We start from the raw sequence: 24217 nt of genomic DNA on the forward strand, positions 1-24217 counted from the left end.
TGTCATCCTTTATATGTCATTGACAAAGATGATGTTATAATGTTAAATATCTGTGGTATAAAATGGATTCTTCAATATATATAATTATTGCGACAATATTACTTTTTTTATTTGCGATCACTATACATGAGTTTTCTCATGGGTGGATTGCGTATAAATGCGGTGACAATACTGCTATGAGTATGGGGAGGCTAACACTTAACCCGCTTTCACATATTGATATTTTTGGTACGGTGATTTTACCGCTTTTACTTCTGTTTTCCGGGTTGCCGCCATTTGGGTATGCAAAACCGGTACCGGTAAATTTTGGTAATTTGGGTAATCCAAAAAGAGATATGATATGGGTTGCGATTGCCGGTCCCGCATCGAATATTGTGGCTGCAGTTGCGATAGCTCTTATCCTAAAGGTTCTGCATATATCGTTTTCAAGTGTTGCAGGCAAAGTGCTTTTTTACGGGATGGTCATAAATTTGTATTTGGCGATATTTAATCTTTTTCCTATACCGCCTTTGGATGGCTCGAGAGTTGTTACCGGACTATTACCGTATCGGTATGCAGTGCCCTATAATAAGATCGAACCCTTCGGGTTTTTAATAATTTTAGGACTGTTTTATTTTGGCATTCTTCAGCGTATACTGACTCCTATTGTTATACTGTTTTTGAAGTTTATGGGTTTTGGTAACGTAATGCATTGATGAGGAAAGTAAAAAAGCAAAAGTAAAGAGGTAAAAATTCGGATGAATACAGAAAACACCGGGTCATACAAAGTGGATTTAGAGGTTTTTGAAGGACCGCTTGATCTCTTGTTGTATCTGATCAAAAAAGATGAAATAGATATATATGATATTCCCATAGAGAAGATCACTGATCAATATCTCGAGTATATGGAATTATTAAAAATGCTCGATATAGATATTGCCGGCGAGTTTCTTGTTATGGCCGCAACACTAATGTATATAAAAAGCCGCACGCTTTTACCGGTTGAAGATCAGCTGCCGCTTGAAGAGGATGAAGAAGATCCGCGGTTTGAACTGGTAAAACAGCTTTTAGAGTATAAGAAATTTAAGGAATTTGCCGAGCAGTTACGGGATAAAGAGCATGAACAGGCAAATGTTTTTGCGCGCTCATTAGGAAAAGAGGTTGTTGTTGAAGAAGAAGGAGCGGAAAAACCACCACTTGATGTAAACATATTTGACTTGATAACGGCTTTTTCAGATGTGTTAAATAGGGCAGATGAGATCAGCCTTACAAAAATGTTTGATGATAAGTTCACGGTTGAAGATAAGCGTGCTCATCTTATTGATAGATTACAGTCTGAAAACAAGATAAAATTTAATGATTTATTTACGAATCTTACTACACGACCGGAAATTATTGTGACATTTTTAGCGCTACTCGAATTAATACGGTTAAAACAGGCACGGGCAATACAGGATGAAGCTTTTGGGGAATTAGTTATTGCAAGAGTTGAACAAGAATAAATATAGAGGACATTATGAGCGAACATACATTAAAGTCAATTGTTGAAGCATTGCTATTCGTTACAGACAGACCATTAACATTAAAGGAGATCAGAGATATTGTGCAGGATACTGCTAATGTAGATTCCGGAGATATTCGGGCGGTTATTGATGAATTGTCTAAAGAATATCGTGAATCGAAAAGAAGCTATCAAATTATTGAAATAGCAAACGCGTTCCAGTTTCGCACATTGCCTGAATTTGCGCCATGGCTGTCAAAATTGTTCCGTCAGGAAAGCAAAAGCAAGCTCAGTCAGCCTGCTCTTGAAACATTGGCAATTATATCGTATAAACAGCCGATTACCCGTATTGAAATCGAATCGATTAGAGGGGTCAATATAGACGGTATTATGAAAACGTTGCTTGAAAAAGATCTTATTAAAATTGTAGGGAAAAAAGATGTTCCCGGACATCCATTCTTGTTTGGTACGACAAAGACGTTTCTTTCTCATTTCGGTTTGAAAGATCTCGATGAGTTGCCGCAAATGAGCGAATTTAAAGAAATGATCAAGGCTGAAAAGGAACAAGTTGTTGATGATGTAAAGGGATGGGCGAAATAAATAAAAGTAAAAAGTAAAAAGGCAAAAGTTAAAAATCCAAAATTAAAGACAAAAAGTATAATGAGGGAAATATGAACCTTAAAGAAATGAGAGAAAAAATAAATACATATGATACGAAGATCATTAAGCTGATCAATGAACGCATTAAAGTCGCGCTCAAGATAGGGAAGCTTAAAGTACAGAATAATGCTGATATCTATGCCCCTGAACGCGAAAAAGAGGTCTATAACCGTGTGGTTAAGGAAAATATGGGACCACTCAAAGATATGTCGATAAAGGCTATATACCGTGAAATTATGTCCGGTGCATTATCACTTGAAAAACAGCTTGTGATCGCATATTTAGGGCCGGCAGCTTCATATACGCACCAAGCGGCGTTAAGCAAGTTTGGGTCGAGTCTTGATTATATTCCTATGAAAAATATCACTGATGTGTTTACCGAGGTTGAAAAGGGATATGCTGATTATGGTGTTGTCCCTATTGAAAACTCTACGGAAGGGATAATAAATCATACGCTCGATATGTTTGTTGATTCGAGTCTGAAGATATATTCTGAAGTCTATCTTGAGATAAACCATAATCTTCTTGCACGTGAAAAAGGATTACAAAAAATTAAAAAGATATATTCGAATCCGCAGGTGTTTGGTCAGTGCAGAGGATGGCTTCAGGCTAATGTGCCGAATGCGGAGTTGGTCGAAGTGTCGAGTACAACACGTGCCGCGCAAATAGCGCAAAAAGAAAAGAATGCTGCCGCACTTGCGGGAATACTGGCAAGTGAACTGTATGGGTTACGTGTTATTGCAGAAGGGATTGAAGACGCGTCACATAATGTGACACGGTTTTTGATTATTGGTAAACGATCCGGAAAAAAGACATCCGACGATAAAACATCGATAATGTTTTCAGTAAAAGATAAGGTCGGCGCATTGTACGAAGCGTTACTGCCATTTAGAAAAAATAATATTAACTTAACGAAGATTGAGTCGCGGCCATCAAAGAAAAAGGCATGGGAATATTATTTCTTTGTTGATTGTGTCGGACACTGTGAAGATAAAAAGCTCGAGAAGGTTGTTGGGGAACTGAATAAAGTATCACATTTTGTCAAAATATTAGGTTCATATCCCCGCAGTACGTTAAGGGAAGGAATTTAATAGCGCTTAGCGGATAGCGTTTAGTTTAAAGTCGAAATACTAACCACGATTCACGAATCACGGTAGTTATTATGAGTATATACAAATTAGCTAAAAAAGAAGTATTAAAAATTAAGCCGTATGAGCCCGGTAAGCCTATTGATGAGCTTGCTCGTGAAATGGGACTTAAAAGTATCATTAAAATGGCTTCAAATGAAAATGTTCTGGGCCCTTCACAAAAGGCTGTAAAGGCTATGCAGAGGGTATTGGCTAAAGTATCTCTGTACCCTGATGGGGGAGCATATGATCTTAAGAAAAAGCTTTCTCAGAAGTATCGTATAGCAAAAGAGAACATTATTGTTGGTAACGGATCAAGTGAAATACTTGAGATGATCGCGCAGGCATTTTTAAACAAAAATGACGCGGTCGTGACCTGCTGGCCGACTTTTACGATCTATTCTATTATTACGCAAATTGCACAGGCGCATATGATCAAGGTGCCGTTAAAGAATTTTACCTATGATCTTGAGGGTATTCAAAAGAAGATCACTAAAAGAACAAAACTGGTTCTTATCAGTAACCCCAATAATCCGACAGGAACCTATGTGAATAAAAAAGCTTTAGGTGAATTTATTGATACTGTTGGGGAAAATGTTCTTGTTGTTATAGATGAAGCGTATGTTGAGTTTGCTGACGAAAAAGATTTTCCTGATACGTTGCCGTGGGTAAAAAAGAAGAAGAACATTATTGTTGTACGCACATTTTCTAAAATCGCGGGTATGGCGGGATTGCGTCTGGGATACGGCTTTGCCTCAAGAGAAGTAATTGATATCCTTAATCGTGTCAGGCCGCCCTTTAATACTAATAGTATTGCTCAGGTAGCCGGTACTGTCGCTTTAGATGATAGTGTGCATATGAATAAGACAAAAAAGATGGTTAAAGACGGGAAGAAGTATCTTTATGCTTCGTTTGATATGCTCGGATTAGAGTATGTAAAAACATCCGCAAATTTTATTCTGGTAAAAGTTGGAAATGCAAAGAAAGTTTTTACAAAAATGGTGCGTAAAGGGGTAATTATACGGGCAATGGATACATTTGATTTGCCTCAATATATTCGTGTAACGGTAGGTACTTCCAGTGATAATAAACGATTTATCGAGTGTCTGCATGATTGTTTGTAAAATGTTATTAGAGATAAGAAAAGATATTTTTTAAAGGAGGAATATTTCATGATTATAGTTCTCAGGCCCGGTGCCAAGACAACAGAAAAGAAGCATATTATCAAGAAGATGAAGGAAATGGGTTTTCAGACAATGGTCTCGGAAGGTCTTGAGCGGACCATTATAGGACTGATTGGCGAGGAAGATCTCTTAAGGACTCTTCCCATAGAAGCTATGCCCGGTGTTGAAAGAGTAATGCAGGTATTAAAGCCGTATAAACTCGTGAGTAGGGAATTTAAACCTGCGGATACGGTTGTTAAAGCAGGAAATGTCCGTATCGGCGGGAAAAAGATAGTTGTTGCTGCCGGCCCCTGCGCGGTCGAAGATAAAGATTCTCTTTTACACATAGGAAAAGAAGTTAAGAAGGCCGGAGCTGTTATATTGCGCGGTGGGGCATTCAAACCTAGATCTTCTCCATACGCATTTCAGGGACTGGGCGAAGAGGGTTTGAAATATTTGCAGTATGTACGCGAAAAAACAGGGTTACTTGTGGTATCTGAAGTGATGGATACGCGAGATGTCGCTTTGGTCGAGGACTATGTTGATATTATTCAAATCGGTGCGCGAAATATGCAGAATTTTAATTTATTGAAAGAAGTAGGACTTGCTAAAAAACCGATATTGTTGAAACGCGGGCTTATGGCGACGGTAAAAGAATTTCTGATGTCAGCTGAATACATTCTTTCGCAAGGTAACTTTAATGTGATTTTATGTGAACGCGGTATTCGGACATTCGAAGATAGTACTCGTAACACGCTTGATGTTTCTGCTATTCCGGTAATAAAATCTTTGTCACACTTACCGGTGATCGTTGATCCGAGTCATGCCGCGGGAAAATGGGAATATGTTAGCGCATTATCTAAAGCCGCAGTTGCAGCCGGTGCTGACGGATTGATCGTTGAAGTGCATCATAAGCCGGAAGATGCTATGAGTGATGGCGAGCAGTCTCTTTTACCGAAAACATTTTCTGCAATGATGAAAGAATTAAAACCGATTGCAGTGGCAATAAAAAGAACAATATAGGTGTTGTATGACGCTATGTAAAAAAATAACCATTATTGGTATGGGTCTTTTGGGTGGTTCTATTGCTAAAGAGCTCGTTGAAAAAAGAATGGCTGAAGTAATCTGCGGGATAGTGAGAAGGAAAGAGGTTATTGATGAAGTAACTCAATGTACCGGTGCGGATATTGTTACCGATGACGTTCAAAATGGAATAAAAGATGCTGATATTGTGGTGCTTGCCATACCGGTTGATCAGATGGAAAGCGTTGCTCACGTTGTTAGAGAAAGCGTTAAACCAACGGCAATAATTACTGATGTTGGTAGCGTGAAAGGCGTTGTTGTTGAAAAACTAGAGAAGATATTTCAAGATCACGGGGCATATATCGGTTCACATCCTATGGCAGGTAAAGAAAAGAGTGGTATTAAGCATGCTGAAGCGTCACTTTTTTATGATGCGACTGTGATTGTGACACCTACCGAATCTACGCAAAAAGAAGCAGTAACGATTATAGAAGACTTTTGGTCATCTCTTGGTGCTAAGGTCATGCGGTGTAATCCTTGCCAGCATGATAGGGTAGTAGCCGCGGTGAGCCATCTACCTCATGTTGTTAGCGCTGCACTTTTACATACTGTTACATCTGTAAATAACGATACGTGTGATCCGTTTAGTTGTACAGGTCCGAGTTTTAGGGATATGACGAGAATTGCATCAAGTTCACCTGAAATGTGGGCGGCAATAATGCATGCAAATAAAGATGAAGTTATCCAGTGCATAGATGCGCTTACAGAAGATGTCCTCCAGCTAAAAAACGCTCTTATTAATGATGATAAAAAAGATGTGTTAGACTATTTTGCATCTGCTAAGCAGGAAAAAGAATCACGCCCATAGCATATTTGTTTTATTACAGGAAAATCAATAACAGTATGAGCCATAAAATTACCGTTTCAAAAGCAAAAAGTGTTCAGGGAGTAATCACTGTTCCGGGAGATAAATCTGTCTCGCATAGGGCCGCCCTCTTGTCGGCTATGGCTACCGGCACTACACGTATATCAGGATATCTTACCAGTGGTGACTGTATTCATACTCTTAAAGCGCTTACAGAGCTGGGTGTTTCAATAGAGGGGATCGGTACCACTGATGTTACCGTTTGTGGTGTTGGGCTCGATGGTTTTATTATGCCGAAAAGGATTCTTGATTGCGGGAATTCGGGGACAGGTATGCGTCTTTTATCGGGTCTTCTTGCCGGACAGCATTTTACAACTGCGATTACCGGTGATGAATCTCTTCAGAAACGGCCGATGAAAAGGATCATTGATCCGTTAGGGCAAATGGGAGCGATTATAGAAGGGCTTGACGGGACTGCATATCCGCCACTTTCGATAAGAGGTGCGGCATTGAAGGGAATAACCTATCACATGCCTGTTGCAAGTGCACAGGTAAAGTCTGCGATACTTATCGCGGGGATTTGTGCTGAAGGTAAAACAACGGTTATTGAAAAAGTAAAATCAAGAGACCATACTGAACGAATGATGCATTATTTGGGGATCCCGATTGATGTTGAAGGCATGAAAATAACTGTTGTCGGGCAGAAGCAATACAATGCAAAAGACATAGATGTTCCGGGCGATATTTCTTCGGCGGCATTTATGATTGTTGCGGCACTGATCGTGCCTGGATCAGAGCTTGTGATCAAGAATGTGTGTCTCAATCCAACCCGCACAGGTATTATTAGTGTGCTAAGGAGAATGGGTGCTCAGATTGATATACATATAAAAGAAACAATTCATACTATCGAGCCGGTAGGGGACATAACTGTTCGTTACAGTGATTTAGTTTCTACTGAGATATCAGGAGATGAAATTCCCAATGTTATAGATGAATTACCGATCATTGCAATCGCTGCAGCACATGCACAAGGAAAAACTATTATTAAAGATGCCCGTGAATTGCGGGTAAAAGAAACGGACAGAATAACTGCGGTGTGCACTAATCTGAAATTAATGGGTGTTGATGTACGTGAATTTGATGATGGGTTTGAAGTTGTTGGAGGTGAAAATTTTCAGGGGGGAAGTTTTGAGAGTTTTGATGATCATCGCATTGCTATGAGTATGATTATTGGCGGACTCGCTACTGATGAACCGACGACAGTACATAATACCGATTGTATAGACACTTCATTTCCCGGTTTCAAAGATCTTGTTCAGAGAATTACAGTATAAAAACAGCTTTAAGCTCTAAGCTGTAAGTTGTAAGCAAACGCTTTGCGGTTCTCGGTTAGCGAAAAAAACTAAAAAGCGCGCACAACAAGATGCAAAGACGTGGGTTGCGGTGTTGTAAATCGTATTTCATATTTCTTCTGTAGGTTGTACATTGTTTTAAGTATTGTCTTATGGGGGTATGCACTTGACACAAGTTAATAAATTCTATAGTTTAGAACTCATGATATTGAAAATAAAATTATGCTATTTGATGGGGTAAAGATTCTGCCTAATGTACATAGAATAGCCTCCTTGTTAAAACGTTGGGTATTAGGAACCCATCAAAACTATGTTAGCAAAGACAAACTGGGATGTTACCTTGATGAGTTTACGTTTCGGTATAATCGTAGGACATCGAAAAGCAGAGGATTACTTTTTCATCGCTTGATTGAACATGCTGTAATTCATGCACCCGTTTCATATAATGAAATCATTGGACTTTAAAATTGGAAGGATGCAAGGGACTTGTGTCAAGTGCATACCCCCATTGTCTTAAATCTTATAACTTAAAGCTTAGAGCTGTTGTATAGGGGATTACGTAATGAGTAAAGGTCGCATTATTGCCATTGATGGCGTTTCAGGTTCTGGAAAAAGTACATTAGCTAAAGAATTATCTAAGATTCTTAATTTTATGTATCTTGATACCGGAGCAATGTATCGGGCTATTACTTTGCATGTTATACGTAAAGACGTCGATATTAATGATGAAAAAGCCGTAACTGAAACAGCCGGGGAGTGCGATATAACCGTTGAAAAAACATCTGACGGTATGAAGATCTTTGTAAACGGCAGCGATGTTTCTGGGGAAATCAGAAAACCGTATGTAGCAGAGCATGTCTCTCAGGTTTCACGAATTCATGGTGTGAGAGAATACTTGGTTGAGTGTCAGAGGAAGATCGCTTCTGATACTGATATAGTCGTTGAGGGTAGAGATATCGGGACCGTGGTTTTTCCTGATGCTGATGCTAAGCTATTTCTTGATGCGTCAATTGATGAAAGAGCCCAGAGGCGATGTGATGAATTAATGGAAAAGAATATATCGGTAACCTTAGAGGAAGTTAAGAATAATATTTCCCAGAGAGATACTATTGATAGCCAAAGAGAGTGTTCTCCACTGATACAAGCTGAAGATGCATTTTTGATTAACTCAACAAATGTATCAATCGATGAAAAAACTGAAATAGCACTCGGTTTCATACGAGAGAAATTTGGTCTTAGCGAGTAGTGAATATCGAAAAACTATTTTCCAAAGAACAATATGCCAGATATGTTCCTGCTGTTGTCGAATTAAACGCAGGGAGTGTTTCCCCTTTTGATATTTTGAGTTCCCTTAGCGGTGATCATCCTTATAAAGCGCTTCTTGAAACAGTATCTCCAAATGCCCGTACAGGAAGATACTCACTTATTAGCTGGTTCCCTCATGCGCTACTTTCCGCATATGGTGACTCTATTGAGCTTACTATTGGGTCTGAATGTTACGGTTATACAGCCCATCCATTATATGAACTAGAGAAGTTATGTGGGCTGAGAAAACGTACAAGTGACCTTCCTTTTCCTTTTATTGGTGGGGGAATAGGGTACTTATCATATGATCTTAATCGTTACTTTCATGCATATCCCGACAGGGATGTTGTGCCGACGGGGTATCCTGATTTATTTTTTATGTTTGTCGATTCGTATATGATCTTTGATCATATCTTAGAGAAAGTGTACTGCGTATCACTATACGACCCTTTATCAAATGAAAATCGCCAAGGAGCACAGCGTATTCTCGATGAGATGGTGTCGTGTTATCAAAATTGTCTTCAGGTTAAACGATCGACAAAAAAAGAGTTTGTTCAACCTAAAACATCATTAGATGATATCGGCGCTTATTCAATTCTTGGAAAGAAAAAATATGTAGATATGGTCCGTCGTGTAAAAGAATATATTAGATGCGGTGATATATATCAGGCGAATGTGTCTCATAGGATTGATTTTCCCGCACACAGTGATGGTGTACGTTTATACGAAAATCTTCGCAGAATAAATCCGTCGCCTTTTGCATCATATTTGCAGTGCGGTAGTTTTGAGATTATCAGTTGTTCACCTGAAAGACTGTGTAAGAAAGAAAACAACTTTATTGAGACACGCCCTATTGCGGGAACACGTCCCCGAGGTATATCCGGCCAAGAAGATTTTGTGATGAGAAGCGATCTCTTGTTAAGCGAAAAGGAACGTGCGGAACATATAATGCTTGTTGATCTTGCACGTAATGATATCGGAAAAATTGCTTTAACAGGAAATGTTGAAGTGGATGAATTTATGGTTGTTGAAAAATATTCTCATGTACAGCATATTGTTTCAAATGTACGGGGAATAATACAAAAGAATATCGGTTTGGTTGCTTTTCTTGAGTCATTGTTTCCCTGCGGGACAATAACGGGCGTTCCTAAAATACGCTGTATGGAGATAATTGATGAACTTGAATCGGTAAAAAGGGGTATTTATACCGGTTCGTTGGGCTATATATCAGATAATGGAGATCTTGATCTCAATGTTGCTATCCGAACAATAGTAAAACAGCACGATACGTTTTCGCTGCAGGTAGGTGCCGGTATTGTTGCTGATTCGGATCCGGAAATGGAGTATTATGAGTCGTTGCATAAAGCTCACGCATTGTATGAAGCCCTAAAAGCAACAGAAGAAATAGTAAACGATGAGTGTATACACAATTAGTATTTTGTGTTAAAAAAATATATGTGAGGAAATGATACAATGGAACTATTTGTCTATTATAATGGGAATTTTGTTAAAGCATCTGACGCCCATATCTCTATTTATGATCATAGTTTTCTTTACGGTGACGGCTTGTTTGAGACAATGCGTTCTTATAACGGCATTGTGTATAAATATGATGCTCACATGGATAGATTCTATACAGGTGCACAGCGACTTAAGATTAATGTCCCGCATGTGCGAAGCGTCATACTAAAGGCGATAAATATACTGCTTGATAGAAATAATCTTGATGATGCGGTTGTGAGAGTAATGCTTTCGAGGGGGGAGGGTTCTCCCGGGATTGATATCGATTTGTGCCCGCAATCAACGCTCTTGATTACGGTGGCGCCAGTATCAGAATTTCCTGAGCATATATATGACGACGGCATTCAGCTGGCTATTGTATCGCGTTTAAAAACTCCCGATCAAACTCTCGATTCGACTATCAAGACAAATAATTATTTAAATAGTATACTTGCACGTGTTGAGGCAAAAGAAAAAGGTGCCCAAGATGGGATACTGCTGAGTATGGAAGGGTATATTGCTGAATGTACAACAAGCAATATATTCCTCATCAAAAACGATGAGATCGCGACACCGGCTGTTGAGACAGGTATCCTGAAAGGTGTTGCACGAGACACCATAATTGAAATCGCCAATGCGTTTAATATTGTCGTTGAAGAACGTTTTCTAATGGCTGATGAACTGTATGATGCTGATGAATGTTTCATCACTAACAGTGTAAAAGAGATTGTGCCGGTAGTTGGATGTGACGGTAATGAAATTGGAAATGGTAAAGTTGGTCTGGTGACCATGAATCTCATTAAAGAATATAAAAATGTTATTAATGAATATATAGAGAGTTATGCAGAAAACGAATAAGTTTCTTTATTATTTTGTTTATTATTCGGTAAGAATAATTATGAAATTATTCTTTAGATGGAAGGTTTATGGACTTGAAAATATCCCTTCTCAGGGAGGTTTTCTTTTGGCCGTGAATCATGCAAGCTATTTTGATCCTGTCATTGTAGGGTCTGCATCCTCTCGATTGATTTATTATCTAGCCCGAAGAAGCCTGATGAAAAATAAGTTTATTGAATCAATATTAAAATCTGTAAATACTATACCAGTTGCTCGAGGAGAATATGATTCTCAAGCATTAAAAGAAGTTGTTGATTTAGTTAAAAAGGGTAGTGGTGTTCTTGTTTTTCCTGAAGGTACACGTTCAAAAACCGGTAATTTACAGAAAATAAAAAACGGATTAGGTTTTTTAGCTATGCAATCACAAGCCGATATACTGCCCTGTTATCTTGATGGGACGTGGCATATATTGCCAAAAGGAAAGAAAATGATCTCATTACATAAAGTAACCGTATCATTTGGGAAGGTTATTCCCTATACAGAGTTTTCACACCTAAAAGCCGGGAAAGAGGCGTATCAGTCAATTGCTGCACGTACTGAAAGTTCATTACTATCTATGAGGGAAGGGCTTACAGATGATTAACCTCTTATAATGTCCCTCCAAATGATGTGTTTTCCTCTATATACTAAGAGAAAGTAATTACATATTTTTTTGCCTACCCCCCTTGACAAACCGCTTTTTATGAGTTATAATGATACCAAAATGGGGATAAGGTATTATGCTAAACAAAAATATAGAACGTCGAATACATCCTAGAGGAAAAGCTGATTGGGAATTTTTATTCGCAGTCGAAATTGATTGCCGTGGCAAGAAGCTAATCTCAGAAGTAAAAGATATCTCTTGTGGCGGTCTTATGTGTAAAGTGAATAAGAAATTCCAGCTTGGAAAAGAAATAAAGATTGCATTTCTCCTACCAAATTACAAAAAGAGCGGGTTGTCATTTAATAAAGTTTCTAATGAGGGCCTTGTTATTCGATGTGAAAGTCACCCTGAACCCCATGATATGAAGTGTAATGAGATCGCGATTGCTTTTCAAAACCTAAAGAAAAGCGATAAAACACATATCAACAAATATGTTAGTTACGTTGCTGATATGGAAAAAGAAATGAAAAAGAAATCTAAAAAGTTGTCATGCCCTCATGTTGAACATGAATGTGTGATGACAGAATTCTAAATGCCGCAATTCCGTATCTCTATTCCGTTTTTCGTATCCCGTAGCTCTATTCGTAGTTCGTATCTAGTATTTCGCGTCTCGCATATTGTTTATTCGTTGATCGTTTTTAGTTGTGCGGTTTGCGTTTTACATATTATAATCTTTTTTCACTATGAACGATCAACGATCAACAATGAACGGTATTGATATGAATGTTATAGTTGCAAAGAGTGCAGGCTTTTGCATGGGTGTGCGTCGAGCAGTAAACAACGTGCTTAATTTAACTACGGTTGAAGAAAATAAAAAAATATGTGTGCTTGGTCCCTTAATACATAATAAGCAGGTAAATGATATGTTGAGAAAAAAACATGTTATGATTGCCAATAGCATTGATGATATCTCAGGTGAAATATGTGTTATAAGAACACATGGAATCAGTCCCCAAAAGAAAGATGAGCTCATAAAAAGAAATGTTGAGATATTTGATGCAACGTGTCCCCGCGTTTTGAAGGTTCAAAATGTTATCAAAAAACATGCGGAGAAAGGATATTTTATTATTATTGTCGGAGATAAGGGGCATGCAGAGGTAGAGGGTTTGCTCGGTTTTACGAATGAGAACGGTATGGTTGTTGATGCTGTTGATCGAATTAATGAAATACCTTCTCATGTCCAGAAGATATGCGTTGTTGCGCAAACAACACAGAATTATGAAACATTTAAAAAAATTGAATTGCTTCTCAAGGAAAAATATAGTGACTGTGTGGTGTTTGATACAATTTGCGGATCAACATCTGAGCGACAGCAAGAAGTTATTGAAATGGCCGGCATTGTAGATGCAATCGCTATCGTTGGTGGTAGTGAAAGCGCAAACACTATGCGCCTTGTAGAAATTTCCCGATCAACAGGTGTTCCGACATATCATGTGGAAACACATAATGATATTAATAAAAAAGATTTTTCTGTTTTTCAAAAGATAGGCGTATCTGCAGGTGCTTCAACCCCTAATATTACTGTGCATCAAGTAGCCGAATGTCTCCGGAGTATAGAGAAATGAGGATGAGCACATTTTGCATGCACACGCAGATGGGAAATTTTATATGTGTGTATTCCCAAAAGGGTATACGCCAACTTATTTTTCCCGCACGTAATGAGATTTTGTGTCACATACCTGAGAACACATGTATTAAAAAAACAGCAACGCCTTTATTTCTGAAAGATCTTAAAGAAGACATCGATTCATATTTTCAGGGTAAAAAACTGCATTTTACCTATCAAGTTGATCTATCGCAGGGAACACAGTTCCAAATATCTGTCTGGAAGATCATTAAAGATATCCCTTATGGTGAATATATTACCTACAAAGATATTGCCCACCGATTGAATAGAGAAAAATCATGGAGGGCTATAGGTAACGCCTGTGGAAAAAATCCCGTGCCGCTTATTATTCCTTGCCATAGGGTGATTAGATCAGATGGCGCCTTAGGCGGTTTTTCGAGCGGACTGTCATGGAAAAAGAGGCTTTTATCGATTGAGAAATCAATATAACAAACTGGTGCTAAGTAGGATAAGTGCAAATAGTGTCTTGAGAGGTTCCATTCTATAGGTGTACAAGTTAATATTTAATACGTAAAATAGTCAACTTTTTTCTTTTTAATTCTATAGATTGTGATAGAATACCCCGATTTTCATTGTTAGTATCTATTTTAGAGATGCTTGTAACAATTTTATATACGGTGGTTTCTTAGTGCGTTAATTAACAATACATAACGGGGATTAACATGAGTAAATCTAAAACAAAGCAAATGAAGTATTTTCTTTCTGTACAATTAAACACAAATAGAATTGAGTCAGTTGTCTTTGATCAGGATGGAGAAGTTACTGGTCGCGCATACAATGAAATTCCGGAATATTATCCTGAAGAAGGATGGATCGAGGCAAGTACGAGTGAAATATGGCGTTCAACGACAAATACGATAACTGAAGCTCTCTCAAAAGGTGGTGTGTATTTTGATGAGATTATCGCAATTGGTATCGCGAACCAGAAAAACACAGTTGTAGTTTGGGATAAGAGAACCGGTGAAGCTGTACACAATGTTATTGGATCGCGATGTGATAGAGCACAAAAAATATGCAATGATTTAGAAAAAAAGAAGCTTAATAATGAAATTAAAAAACGAACAGGACTTAATCTTTCACCTGAACACGCAGGATTGAAATTGAAATGGATTATTGATCACGAAAAAGGGGTGAAAAGCCGTGCTTTGAAAGGGGAATTGCTTTTTGGCGATCTTGGAAGCTGGTTGCTTTGGAAAATTACTGATGGCAAATCACATCTGACTGACATGACAAATGCTTCATACTCAATGCTGTTTAATATAAAAACGCAAGTATGGGATAAATATATAATAAAAAAACTGGGCATTCCCGTGGAAGTACTTCCTTGTGTGAAACCCTCAAGTTATCTATACGGACAGACTGAACGATACGGTAATTTCATTGAAGGGATACCTGTTGGGGCGCTTGCAGCAAGTGACCAAGCTGCACTTATTGGATTGGGGTGTGTTAACCGAGGGATGGTAAGAGTGGACTTTAGCGAAGGGTCATCGTTCATTATGAATATTGCCGGCAGCAAGAAAATTACTAAAGACAATTTTAATACAATCATGAGTTGTTCAAAAGATAAGAATTCTCTCTTTACTTTACAGGGTGCTATTACCTCATCTGGTGTTAACCTTGAGTGGCTAAGGGATAATTTAAAAATGATCAATTCACTTAATGAAACTGATGGTATCAGTGATCGGGTAGATAGCACCAATGGTTTGTATGTTGTGCCTGCATATGAAGATTCGAAGAGGAATATTTATGGTAATAAATCATTTTATGGCACGATTGTCGGGTTAGGAAGAAATGCGACAAAAGATCATCTTGTAAAAGCAACACTTGAGTCATTGGCTTACCAGACAAGAGATATGCTTGATGTTATATCAAAATCTGCTGGAATAAAATATAAGGAAATAACAGTCGATGGTAATAAAAGCAGGAATAATTCTCTTATGCAGTTTCTCGCCGATATTCTAGCGGTAAAAATTAACGTGCCAAGCATACTTGAAAATGCCGCGTTTGGGGTGGTGTTTTTGGCGGGTCTTTCTACTAAAAACTTTAAGAAGATTGAAGATATTAAAAAATATGTGAAGAAGGAAAAAGTATTTGTTCCTCGTATGTCACCAAATGAGAGAAAAAAATGTTTAAAAGGTTGGGAGAAGGCTCTCAAGTTTGTTATTTCTTATAATTAGCATTTTGTTTCATAAATGCAAGAAGGATAAATAGGTAAATATGATTAAAAGTATGACCGGATACGGGCAATCAAATGTACGCACAAAATGCGGGAAGGTTTTTATCCAGATCCAAAGTGTAAACAGGAAACATCTGGAGATTAATATAAATGTCCCGCGCGATATATTGCAGCTTGAGAATGATTTGCGTAAAGAGATTGAAGCACATATTGAACGCGGTAAGATTAATGTATATGTTTATTTTGAGAGATCTCCTTCTTACACTAAAACACTCAACATAAATTATACTGTTGCTCAGAAATATGTTGATTGTTGCAATTCCTTGAAAAAGAAATTTAAGTTAAAAGGGGATATAGATATCTCCGCATTGGTATCATCAAAAGATGTTCTCAGCTACAATGAAATACGCATTGACTCAACTACTCTTGCTAAACCATTGAAGAATGCTATGCGAAAATCTCTATTGAGCCTTAATCAGATGAGGAGTGTTGAAGGAAAAGCATTAGAGACTGATCTTAAGAAACGTCTCAAGGCAATAAAGAATGACTTAGAAATAATAAAGAAAATCACTCCGCGAACCGTTAATGAGTATGAGCGAAAATTAAGAAAACGAATAAAGAAATATGCACAGGATAAAAAGATAGATGAGCAGATATCTAAAGAAGCGGCGCTTTTTGCCGATAAGGTTGATGTCTCAGAGGAAATAGTGCGTTTGCAAAGCCATTTAGGGCAGTTTCTTTCAATGCTAAGAATGAAAAAGCCAGTTGGAAAAACGCTGGATTTTATAGTTCAGGAAATGATCAGAGAATCAAATACCATAGGTTCTAAAGCCAATAGCGTTAAAACGTCGCAGAGAGTAATACGTATTAAAGGCGAAATAGAAAAACTCAGAGAACAAATCCAAAATATTGAATAGGGAGAATGTGGTGGGTAGGACTTCTGTAGATTCTGATGCAAAGAAGGGTTTATTAATGATTATCTCAGCCCCTTCCGGAGCAGGTAAATCAACCTTAATTAGAGAGCTCCGAAAAACATTGCCTGATTTAGAATACTCTATCTCATATACGACAAGATCCCAGCGTCGAGGAGAAAAAGATGGAGTGGATTATATATTTATTTCAAAACAGGAATTTGAAGAAGCAATATCTCGAGGTGAACTGCTTGAGTACGCTATCGTCTTTGATCATTACTATGGAACGAAAGTAAGCTCGGTTGTAGATTCTATCAATGAAGGCAAAGACATCTTGCTAGATGTTGATATTCAAGGGGCACTTCAGATTAAACATAAGTATGATGGAATATTTATTTTTATTATTCCGCCATCACTGAAGGTTCTTGAAAACAGACTCAGAAAAAGAAATACCGATAGTGAGCAGGAAATCGAAAAAAGGATTCATCGGGCGAAGGAAGAAATTGCCAATTTTGTAAATTATGATTATGTTGTATATAATGATACAATAACAGATTCAATACACGAATTAAAAAATATTATTTGTGCGGAAAAATGTAGGACAAAACATAATAAAAATATCTTAAGTGAATTTGGGATAAAATAGGGGGGGTGTATGAGAACAGTAACAAATGAGAGTATTATTAAGGGTAAAAGTATGAATATTTATAAAACAGTTGTATTGATTTCATTGCGGGCACGTCAGCTTGCAATGGGTGCAAAACCAATGATAGAAACAAAACACACCAATCAAACCTTGATTGCACTTGAAGAAATAAAACAAGGTAAGCTTAAATATAATATTAAATCATAATTATGGCTTCCTCATTGTTTAAAGATAAGAATATTATTCTTGGTGTGACAGGTTCAGTCGCTTGTTACAAGGCATGTTATTTAGCAAGTTCGCTTACCCAGCTTGGAGCAAGCGTATATGTGATTATGACAAGATCTGCGTGTGAATTTGTTTGTCCTCTTACATTCCAAGCGCTTACCGGGAAGTTTGTTTCGGTGAACATGTTCGATCCCGGAGAATATAGCTCAGTAGAACACGTGCATCTTGCTGAAGAAGCAGATCTGGTTCTTATTGCTCCTGCCTCAGCAAATACTATCGGTAAATGTGCTTCCGGTATAGCTGATGATATGCTGAGCGCTACATTTATGGCAACAAAGGCACCGGTAATTATTGCTCCTACTATGAATAGTGGTATGTATGATAGTCCGATTGTTCAGGAAAATATTCATAAGCTTGAGACACATGGGGTTCTGTGCGTGGGGCCTGAAAAAGGATATCTTGCATGCGGTCATGTAGGGCTGGGAAGAATGAGTGAGCCGGACACAATTATTAATAAAGTGGAAGACGTCTTAAAAAAAGAAAAATTAGCGCACTAATGAAATTTCTTGTCACTGCCGGACCAACCATCGAATATATAGATCCTGTTCGTTTTATATCAAATCCATCTTCAGGTAAAATGGGGTATGCGTTAGCGCGCACAGCTCAGAAATTAGGGCATGACGTTTTACTTATCACGGGACCAACACATATAAAAAAACCGAGTAAGATAAAAACGGTAGAGGTAACCTCTGCGCGTGAAATGAAAAACGCAGTTCTCGAAAACATAGAAAAAAAAGATATTGTTATAATGACTGCGGCAGTGTCAGATTTCAGGCCGTTGAAGCGATCAACTCGAAAAATTAAAAAAGATTCTACGCATATGATGTCGTTACCGCTTGCAAGGAATACCGACATATTGAGACTGTTAGGCAGGCGAAAACATTCATATTATCTCGTTGGGTTTGCCGCAGAGACGGATACTATTATTGGGAATGCTCTGATCAAATTAAAAGAGAAGAAACTGGATATGATCATTGCAAACAAAGTAGGTGGCAGCGGTAGTGGCTTTGCTACCGATTTTAACGAGGCATATGGCATTACGCAAAAAGAAGAGGTTAAAGAATACGGCCTACTTACAAAAGAACAACTTGCAAAAAAAATAATACAAGACATACTTTTTGAGTTTAACAATAAAGTAGGCAGTAGATAATATTATCTCTTGACATTTTTGCTAAAATAAGGTAGATTGTATTATACAAAGAAAGGGGGCGTATAGTATGAGTAAGGTAAAAAAGATGAAAAAAGGTTTTACTCTTGTTGAGCTTTTAGTTGTAATCGCAATTATTGGTATTCTTGTGGGGTTATTGCTTCCTGGGCTAAATAGAGCTCGTAAGCAAGCCTTGAAGCTTAATTGTCAAAGTAATTTACGTCAGATTGGTATCGCTATCAAATCATATCAAAATGACTACGATCAAGCGTATCCACCTACGATATCCGCATTGGGTACAGATTATCTTGATAATGTGCAGGTGTTCAGATGTCCTTCATCAGGCACAGCGGCCGCCGATGTAACAGGGCCTGCAAGTGGTGATTATGGGTACAATAAAGGCCTTAGTGAAGCAACAACCTCAGACTGTCCGATGGCATCTGATAAAAAAGATACATACCACCCTGCACCAAAAAAGGTGAATGTACTTTTTGTTGATGGTCACGTGGGTGATGATAGAACAGTGCCAAGCACGATTTCTAACCCTGATTGATATGGTACTTAAAGAATAATAAAATGGGTCAGGCATAAAAATGCCTGACCCATTTTTATTTGTCTAGATTCCACAGACGAGTTTATATCTATGAATGATACAAATCCTGTAGAAAGTCCAATTTCTCATAAAGTTATTTTTGGATTACTTCTTGCAGTTTTCTTTTTTGTTCCCCTTATATATACTCCTGATAATTTTCTGTTTGCTTTTGGACGTCAATATTATTCTAAACTGATATTTACCCAGATCATTCTTACAGTGATTTGTTTCTTTGCACTGATTCAGTTTATGGTAAAAGGCAATCTCATATATATACGATCAAAGCTATTAATCCCTCTTATTCTTTATTTTTTTTGTGCTTTTTTATCAATATTTTGGTCTGTGTCAGTCTTTATAAGTATAGCTTCTTTTTTTGAGCTTATTTCATATCTATTATTGTGTATCATATCGATGTATTTTGTGAATACTGACAGAAAAATCCGTCAAGTAGTGCTGTTTTGGAAACTATCGATGGTAGGCCTCGTGGGAGTTGTATTGTGGCAATTTATGAGCGGTGTTGAGTGTTACGGCACGATCGGCAATAGAAATTTTTTGGCCGCGTTTGTGGTTTTAACTGTTCCTGTTTTGTTTGTATCGATAAAAGACGCGATTATTCATAAAAAGCATAGTGAAAGTTTACTTAATATAGTCTTGCTCATTGCTCTTGGGGGAGTTCTTTTTGTTACAAAATCACGTGGGGCATTTATTGCAGTACTTTTTGTCGTATTTTTATATACCGAAATACAGCTACTTCTTCATAACAAAAAAATAGTAGCGCTTCTCATTATGCTTATGGGTGTTCTTCTTGCGGCTTTTGTTTGTAATAGTGATTTTTTTATAAGTGAAATACGGGCAGATGTAAGACCATACATATGGAGTGGCACGTTAAAAATGATAGCTGAGCATCCTTTCGGGGGGTATGGGCTCGGAACATTCTTTATCCATTTCCCATTTTTCAGGCCTGTTGAATATTTTTTGTGCCCAAAATATGCCCAGGTATCAACACATGCACTTAATGAATTTCTTAATATATGGATCCAGAGCGGTATATTTGGACTCTTCTTTTTTATAACTTATTTTGTATGGATGAGTTGTAAAATGTATGGGTATATTAAACGTAAGGGATATATTGATCTTACAGGAGGTATTTTTCTTGGCGTAATAGGGCTTTTTATCCTGTCTTTCATAGATATGCATTTAATGGTCCCATCGATAGCAATTTATTTTTGGATGTTAACGGGAATTATAATGGGAAAAGTTATCCCTGTACCAAGTACTACGAAATGGGGTATGTCTCTTAGAGTGGTATTGTGCACGTTTATAGCAGTCCTTTTAGGTGTGTATGTTTTTTATGGGGTATATAAACCATTACGCGCGGAAGTGTATTTTGGTCAAGGAATGAAAGCTCGAAGAGTGGAGAATTGGCCGCTTGTAGTACAAAACTATGAAAAAGGTCTTCAATATATGCCTTTTAGACTGGATATTACTTACAAATGTGCGTATGCACTTAGTCAAACAGGTAATAATGATGCAGCTATACACTACTATGAATACATTAAGAGTTTTGCTCCGTACTATGCTCGCGTAGATTATAATCTTGCTATCTTGTACAATGCAAAAGGAATGGGGCTAGAAGCTAAGGGCTCATTGCTGCAATGGCTGGCTCTAAATCCTTACGATAGGGACGCAAAATCGTTATTGAATGAGATGAAAGAAAAATGGAGTGATGTCGCTGCGACACAAAAATAAAGGGCATATTACTCTTTTGCGGCCACTTCAGATATTAAAGCATCGGTTTTACTTGACTTTCGGATGTTTTTTTGTTAGTTTCCTTTAGTTTTTTGGCGGCATAGCCAAGCGGTAAGGCAGAGGTTTGCAAAACCTTTATTCTCCAGTTCGATTCTGGATGCCGCCTCCATATATATTGTGTTTAAATTGGTTTGCAAGAGTTTCTTATAAAAAGGAATTCTTCTGAGATATTGTATCGCGGTATAGTGTGTTTTTTCGCCGGGATGGCGGAATTGGTAGACGCAAGGGACTTAAAATCCCTCGAAGTTTAACTTTGTGCCGGTTCGATTCCGGCTCCCGGCAGTTAGTTAATAGTGTAAAGTGTATAAGAAACAGGAGGAATGCGTGGGATATTCAGCTAAATATTATTGTGAAAAATGTGATGCACATTCATGGATGAAGGTCAGTGGTGACCCATCTGCAGAGAAAGTGAAAATTACCTGTGCAGAATGCAAAACAACATATGCAAATGTTGACTTTGAAAAACCTGTTGAGGATGATAAAAATGTGAACGACGTCTCTGAAGATAATGTAGTTAATGAAAGTTAACAATATACCAAGGAGGTATAGCATGAAAAAGAGTCTCATTAGTTTGTTTGCTGTAAGCGTTGTATGTATGTTTTTAGTTGGTTGTGCGACTGATGAGGGTGCACAAAAAGAATCTGAAGGATTGAAGAAAGATCAAGAGATCGCAAAAACAATTAAAAAGCTTGATACTGAAGATCCTCACGGTGTAAGTCAGGAATCAAATTCTGGGAAAGATTACACCCCAGGTAGATAATCGTTATAAAGTGCGTTATATCCGTAGGATTTGGATATTTATCCACACAAACGGCATGCGATAATTACGGCAAATGATTCTTAAAGAGATTATCGCATGCTGTTTATCTGTTTAGGTAGGATTATATATATAACGATGGGTAACATGAGTTCTTTAAGATGTTTATTATGAAGTACTTATGGGTGCAAATCGACTGGAAGTCAGTGGTGGTGCTCTTGTTGATAGATAGAATGCATTTATTAGGTGTAGCGCAATAAGTTATAAAAATAGTGTACCGAATATATATTCTATTACACAAGTTATCCACAATTTATTAACAGTTCGTTTTAGTGGCAATACATGATGTTTGAATTATTTTTTTTGGGGGCGTATAGCTCAGCTGGTTAGAGTGCCTGCTCGACACGCAGGAGGTCATTGGTTCGAACCCAATTACGCCCACCATTTTAATGTATATTGTTTGTTACGTTAGATAAGGTAGTTAGGTAAATTTTTATGAATATGCAAAAAATAGATATTGATGTATATCGGCACAGTGCCTCTCATATCATGGCATTTGCCGTAAAAAAGCTTTTTCCAAAGGCTAAGCTTGCTATTGGTCCGTCAATAGAGGACGGATTTTACTATGATTTCGAAGTTGATGTGCCGTTTACTCCTGATGACTTAGCCCGTATTGAAGAAGAAATGGATAAGATCGTTAAGGAGAATATATCTTTTGAGAGAAAAGAACTATCCAAGGAAGATGCATTAAAACTTTTTCAGGATAGCTCAGAAGAATATAAAGTTGAATTGATTAAAGATTTGCCTGAGGGAACAATATCAATTTACAGTAATAATGATTTTATCGATTTATGCAAAGGGCCTCATATTTCTTCGACGGGTGATTTAAAATGCTACAAGTTATTGAGTGTTGCCGGTGCGTATTGGCGGGGAGATGAACACAATAAGATGCTCCAGCGCATATATGGGACGGCTTTCTTTGATAAAAAGAGTCTGAGGACGTATCTGCATAAATTGGAAGAAGCGCGTAAAAGAGACCATAGAAAGATTGGTAAAGAATTAGATCTTTATAGTATTCACGAAGAGGGTGGTGCCGGGCTGATCTATTGGCATCCAAAGGGAGGAAGACTGCGAAATACTATCGAGACTTTTTGGCGTGATGTCCACTACCGTCATGGGTATGATGTGGTGTATACCCCTCACATAGCTAAACTTGATTTGTGGAAAAAAAGTGGGCATTGGGACTTTTATAAGGAAAATCTTTATTCGCCAATGGATATTGATGGTAAAGAATATATTGTAAAACCAATGAATTGTCCCGGCCATATACTTATGTATAAAACAAAGTTGAGGAGCTACAGGGATCTTCCGCTCAGATGGGCTGAATTGGGAACCGTGTACCGTTATGAAAAAAGCGGGGTTCTTCACGGTTTAATGAGAGTCCGTGGTTTTACTCAGGACGATGCGCATATATTCTGTACACTTGATCAGCTTAAAGATGAGATCATAAGTGTTATATCACTGGCACGATATATGATGGAATTGTTTGGTTTTCAATATGAAATAAATTTAAGTACACAACCTGAGAAATTTGTTGGAAGCAGTGAAAATTGGGAAAAATCGACTGCAGCACTTACCGATGCTTTACAATCATTAGAAATAGAGTATAAAGTAGATCCCGGAGAAGGCGTATTCTACGGTCCTAAGATCGATATAAAAATGATCGATGCGTTAGGGCGTGGATGGCAAGGACCTACTATTCAGGTTGATTTTAATATTCCTGAACGTTTCGATGTAAACTATATTGCTGAGGATGGAAAAGCACACCAGGTTGTTATGGTTCACCGAACGGTGTTAGGGAGCATGGAACGTTTCATAGGTGTATTGATCGAGCATTTTGCGGGCGATTTTCCGGTTTGGCTTGCGCCAATACAGGTAAAAGTAATGCCGATTTCCGATGATCAAAAAATGTATGCCAAGAAGGTGAGTGACACATTAAGAAATAAGGGAATCTACACTGTTTTAGATGACAGAAATGAAAAAATTGGATATAAGATACGGGAAGCTGAGCTGGAAAAAATTCCGTATATGCTTGTCATAGGAGCAAAAGAGGCTGAACAAGAAGCGGTATCCGTAAGAAGACGCAAGATCGGTGATTTAGGGGTAAAAAAGACAGATGAATTTATTTCTGCCCTTGTAGAAGAAATAGCATTAAAAAAATAGTGTATTATTTTTGATATTATTATATGATA

Annotated in this window: 26 protein-coding genes, 3 tRNA genes and 1 pseudogene; all 30 read left to right on the forward strand. The window is 37.8% G+C overall.

The window, feature by feature from the left end; all coding sequences use genetic code 11:
• The first annotated feature begins 62 nt into the window (after positions 1–62).
• The 30 genes and pseudogenes from P9M13_08875 (at position 63) to thrS (ending at position 24188) form a co-directional block, all read left to right on the forward strand.
• A complete protein-coding gene (locus tag P9M13_08875) occupies positions 63–695 on the forward strand; it encodes a site-2 protease family protein (protein MDP8263397.1) in 633 nt (210 codons plus the stop codon).
• 42 nt (positions 696–737) lie between these two features.
• Positions 738–1481 carry a segregation/condensation protein A gene (locus tag P9M13_08880; protein ID MDP8263398.1) on the forward strand — a complete coding sequence of 248 codons (744 nt, stop codon included), beginning with the start codon at positions 738–740 and terminating at the stop codon, positions 1479–1481.
• 14 nt (positions 1482–1495) lie between these two features.
• Entirely contained in the window at positions 1496–2080 is a 585-nt protein-coding gene (scpB, locus tag P9M13_08885) for an SMC-Scp complex subunit ScpB (GenBank protein MDP8263399.1), read from the forward strand.
• 71 nt (positions 2081–2151) lie between these two features.
• Entirely contained in the window at positions 2152–3231 is a 1080-nt protein-coding gene (gene pheA / locus P9M13_08890; GenBank protein MDP8263400.1) for a prephenate dehydratase, read from the forward strand.
• Positions 3232–3302: 71 nt separating this feature from the next.
• Positions 3303–4391 carry a histidinol-phosphate transaminase gene (gene hisC / locus P9M13_08895; protein MDP8263401.1) on the forward strand — a complete coding sequence of 363 codons (1089 nt, stop codon included), beginning with the start codon at positions 3303–3305 and terminating at the stop codon, positions 4389–4391.
• A 48-nt stretch (positions 4392–4439) separates the two neighbouring features.
• The gene (aroF, locus tag P9M13_08900) at positions 4440–5453 is read left to right on the forward strand and encodes a 3-deoxy-7-phosphoheptulonate synthase (GenBank protein MDP8263402.1); all 1014 of its coding nucleotides are present in this window, start codon (positions 4440–4442) and stop codon (positions 5451–5453) included.
• A 7-nt stretch (positions 5454–5460) separates the two neighbouring features.
• Positions 5461–6321, forward strand: a complete 861-nt coding sequence (locus tag P9M13_08905; protein ID MDP8263403.1) for a prephenate dehydrogenase — start codon at positions 5461–5463, stop codon at positions 6319–6321.
• A gap of 35 nt (positions 6322–6356) precedes the next feature.
• Complete coding sequence (gene aroA / locus P9M13_08910) at positions 6357–7652, forward strand: 3-phosphoshikimate 1-carboxyvinyltransferase (GenBank protein ID MDP8263404.1); 1296 nt, start codon at positions 6357–6359, stop codon at positions 7650–7652.
• Between the two features lie 273 nt (positions 7653–7925).
• Positions 7926–8135: pseudogene (locus tag P9M13_08915) on the forward strand (IS1595 family transposase).
• 97 nt (positions 8136–8232) lie between these two features.
• A complete protein-coding gene (cmk, locus tag P9M13_08920) occupies positions 8233–8916 on the forward strand; it encodes a (d)CMP kinase (protein MDP8263405.1) in 684 nt (227 codons plus the stop codon).
• Entirely contained in the window at positions 8916–10409 is a 1494-nt protein-coding gene (locus P9M13_08925; GenBank protein ID MDP8263406.1) for an anthranilate synthase component I family protein, read from the forward strand. The genes cmk and P9M13_08925 overlap by 1 nt, the downstream gene beginning before the upstream one ends.
• A gap of 39 nt (positions 10410–10448) precedes the next feature.
• On the forward strand, positions 10449–11333 hold the full coding sequence (gene ilvE, locus P9M13_08930; protein ID MDP8263407.1) for a branched-chain-amino-acid transaminase: 885 nt from the start codon (positions 10449–10451) through the stop codon (positions 11331–11333).
• Positions 11317–11955: a lysophospholipid acyltransferase family protein gene (locus tag P9M13_08935; GenBank protein ID MDP8263408.1), complete on the forward strand. Its 639-nt coding sequence runs from the start codon at positions 11317–11319 to the stop codon at positions 11953–11955. The genes ilvE and P9M13_08935 overlap by 17 nt, the downstream gene beginning before the upstream one ends.
• A gap of 136 nt (positions 11956–12091) precedes the next feature.
• Entirely contained in the window at positions 12092–12547 is a 456-nt protein-coding gene (locus P9M13_08940) for a PilZ domain-containing protein (GenBank protein ID MDP8263409.1), read from the forward strand.
• 151 nt (positions 12548–12698) lie between these two features.
• Positions 12699–13580: a 4-hydroxy-3-methylbut-2-enyl diphosphate reductase gene (ispH, locus tag P9M13_08945; GenBank protein MDP8263410.1), complete on the forward strand. Its 882-nt coding sequence runs from the start codon at positions 12699–12701 to the stop codon at positions 13578–13580.
• A gap of 17 nt (positions 13581–13597) precedes the next feature.
• The gene (locus P9M13_08950; protein ID MDP8263411.1) at positions 13598–14071 is read left to right on the forward strand and encodes a methylated-DNA--[protein]-cysteine S-methyltransferase; all 474 of its coding nucleotides are present in this window, start codon (positions 13598–13600) and stop codon (positions 14069–14071) included.
• Between the two features lie 233 nt (positions 14072–14304).
• Complete coding sequence (locus tag P9M13_08955) at positions 14305–15819, forward strand: FGGY family carbohydrate kinase (protein MDP8263412.1); 1515 nt, start codon at positions 14305–14307, stop codon at positions 15817–15819.
• 40 nt (positions 15820–15859) lie between these two features.
• On the forward strand, positions 15860–16735 hold the full coding sequence (locus tag P9M13_08960) for a YicC/YloC family endoribonuclease (GenBank protein ID MDP8263413.1): 876 nt from the start codon (positions 15860–15862) through the stop codon (positions 16733–16735).
• Positions 16736–16745: 10 nt separating this feature from the next.
• Positions 16746–17375: a guanylate kinase gene (gene gmk / locus P9M13_08965; protein ID MDP8263414.1), complete on the forward strand. Its 630-nt coding sequence runs from the start codon at positions 16746–16748 to the stop codon at positions 17373–17375.
• A 9-nt stretch (positions 17376–17384) separates the two neighbouring features.
• Complete coding sequence (gene rpoZ, locus P9M13_08970; GenBank protein ID MDP8263415.1) at positions 17385–17582, forward strand: DNA-directed RNA polymerase subunit omega; 198 nt, start codon at positions 17385–17387, stop codon at positions 17580–17582.
• A gap of 2 nt (positions 17583–17584) precedes the next feature.
• On the forward strand, positions 17585–18157 hold the full coding sequence (gene coaBC, locus P9M13_08975; GenBank protein ID MDP8263416.1) for a bifunctional phosphopantothenoylcysteine decarboxylase/phosphopantothenate--cysteine ligase CoaBC: 573 nt from the start codon (positions 17585–17587) through the stop codon (positions 18155–18157).
• On the forward strand, positions 18157–18810 hold the full coding sequence (locus P9M13_08980) for a phosphopantothenoylcysteine decarboxylase (protein MDP8263417.1): 654 nt from the start codon (positions 18157–18159) through the stop codon (positions 18808–18810). Before coaBC ends, P9M13_08980 begins: the two co-directional genes overlap by 1 nt.
• A 67-nt stretch (positions 18811–18877) precedes the next feature.
• Complete coding sequence (locus tag P9M13_08985) at positions 18878–19360, forward strand: type II secretion system protein (GenBank protein MDP8263418.1); 483 nt, start codon at positions 18878–18880, stop codon at positions 19358–19360.
• 90 nt (positions 19361–19450) lie between these two features.
• Positions 19451–21148 carry an O-antigen ligase family protein gene (locus tag P9M13_08990; GenBank protein MDP8263419.1) on the forward strand — a complete coding sequence of 566 codons (1698 nt, stop codon included), beginning with the start codon at positions 19451–19453 and terminating at the stop codon, positions 21146–21148.
• Between the two features lie 94 nt (positions 21149–21242).
• Positions 21243–21317 (forward strand) — tRNA-Cys (locus tag P9M13_08995).
• 88 nt (positions 21318–21405) lie between these two features.
• Positions 21406–21490 (forward strand) — tRNA-Leu (locus tag P9M13_09000).
• A gap of 42 nt (positions 21491–21532) precedes the next feature.
• Positions 21533–21736 (forward strand): hypothetical protein, encoded by a 204-nt coding sequence (locus P9M13_09005; GenBank protein ID MDP8263420.1) that lies wholly within the window; start codon positions 21533–21535, stop codon positions 21734–21736.
• Between the two features lie 22 nt (positions 21737–21758).
• Positions 21759–21968 (forward strand): hypothetical protein, encoded by a 210-nt coding sequence (locus tag P9M13_09010; GenBank protein MDP8263421.1) that lies wholly within the window; start codon positions 21759–21761, stop codon positions 21966–21968.
• A 364-nt stretch (positions 21969–22332) separates the two neighbouring features.
• A tRNA-Val gene (locus P9M13_09015) sits at positions 22333–22409 on the forward strand.
• 51 nt (positions 22410–22460) lie between these two features.
• Positions 22461–24188: a threonine--tRNA ligase gene (gene thrS / locus P9M13_09020; protein MDP8263422.1), complete on the forward strand. Its 1728-nt coding sequence runs from the start codon at positions 22461–22463 to the stop codon at positions 24186–24188.
• Positions 24189–24217 lie beyond the last annotated feature (29 nt).

The organism is Candidatus Ancaeobacter aquaticus, assembly GCA_030765405.1.
Lineage (GTDB): Bacteria > Auribacterota > Ancaeobacteria > Ancaeobacterales > Ancaeobacteraceae > Ancaeobacter > Ancaeobacter aquaticus.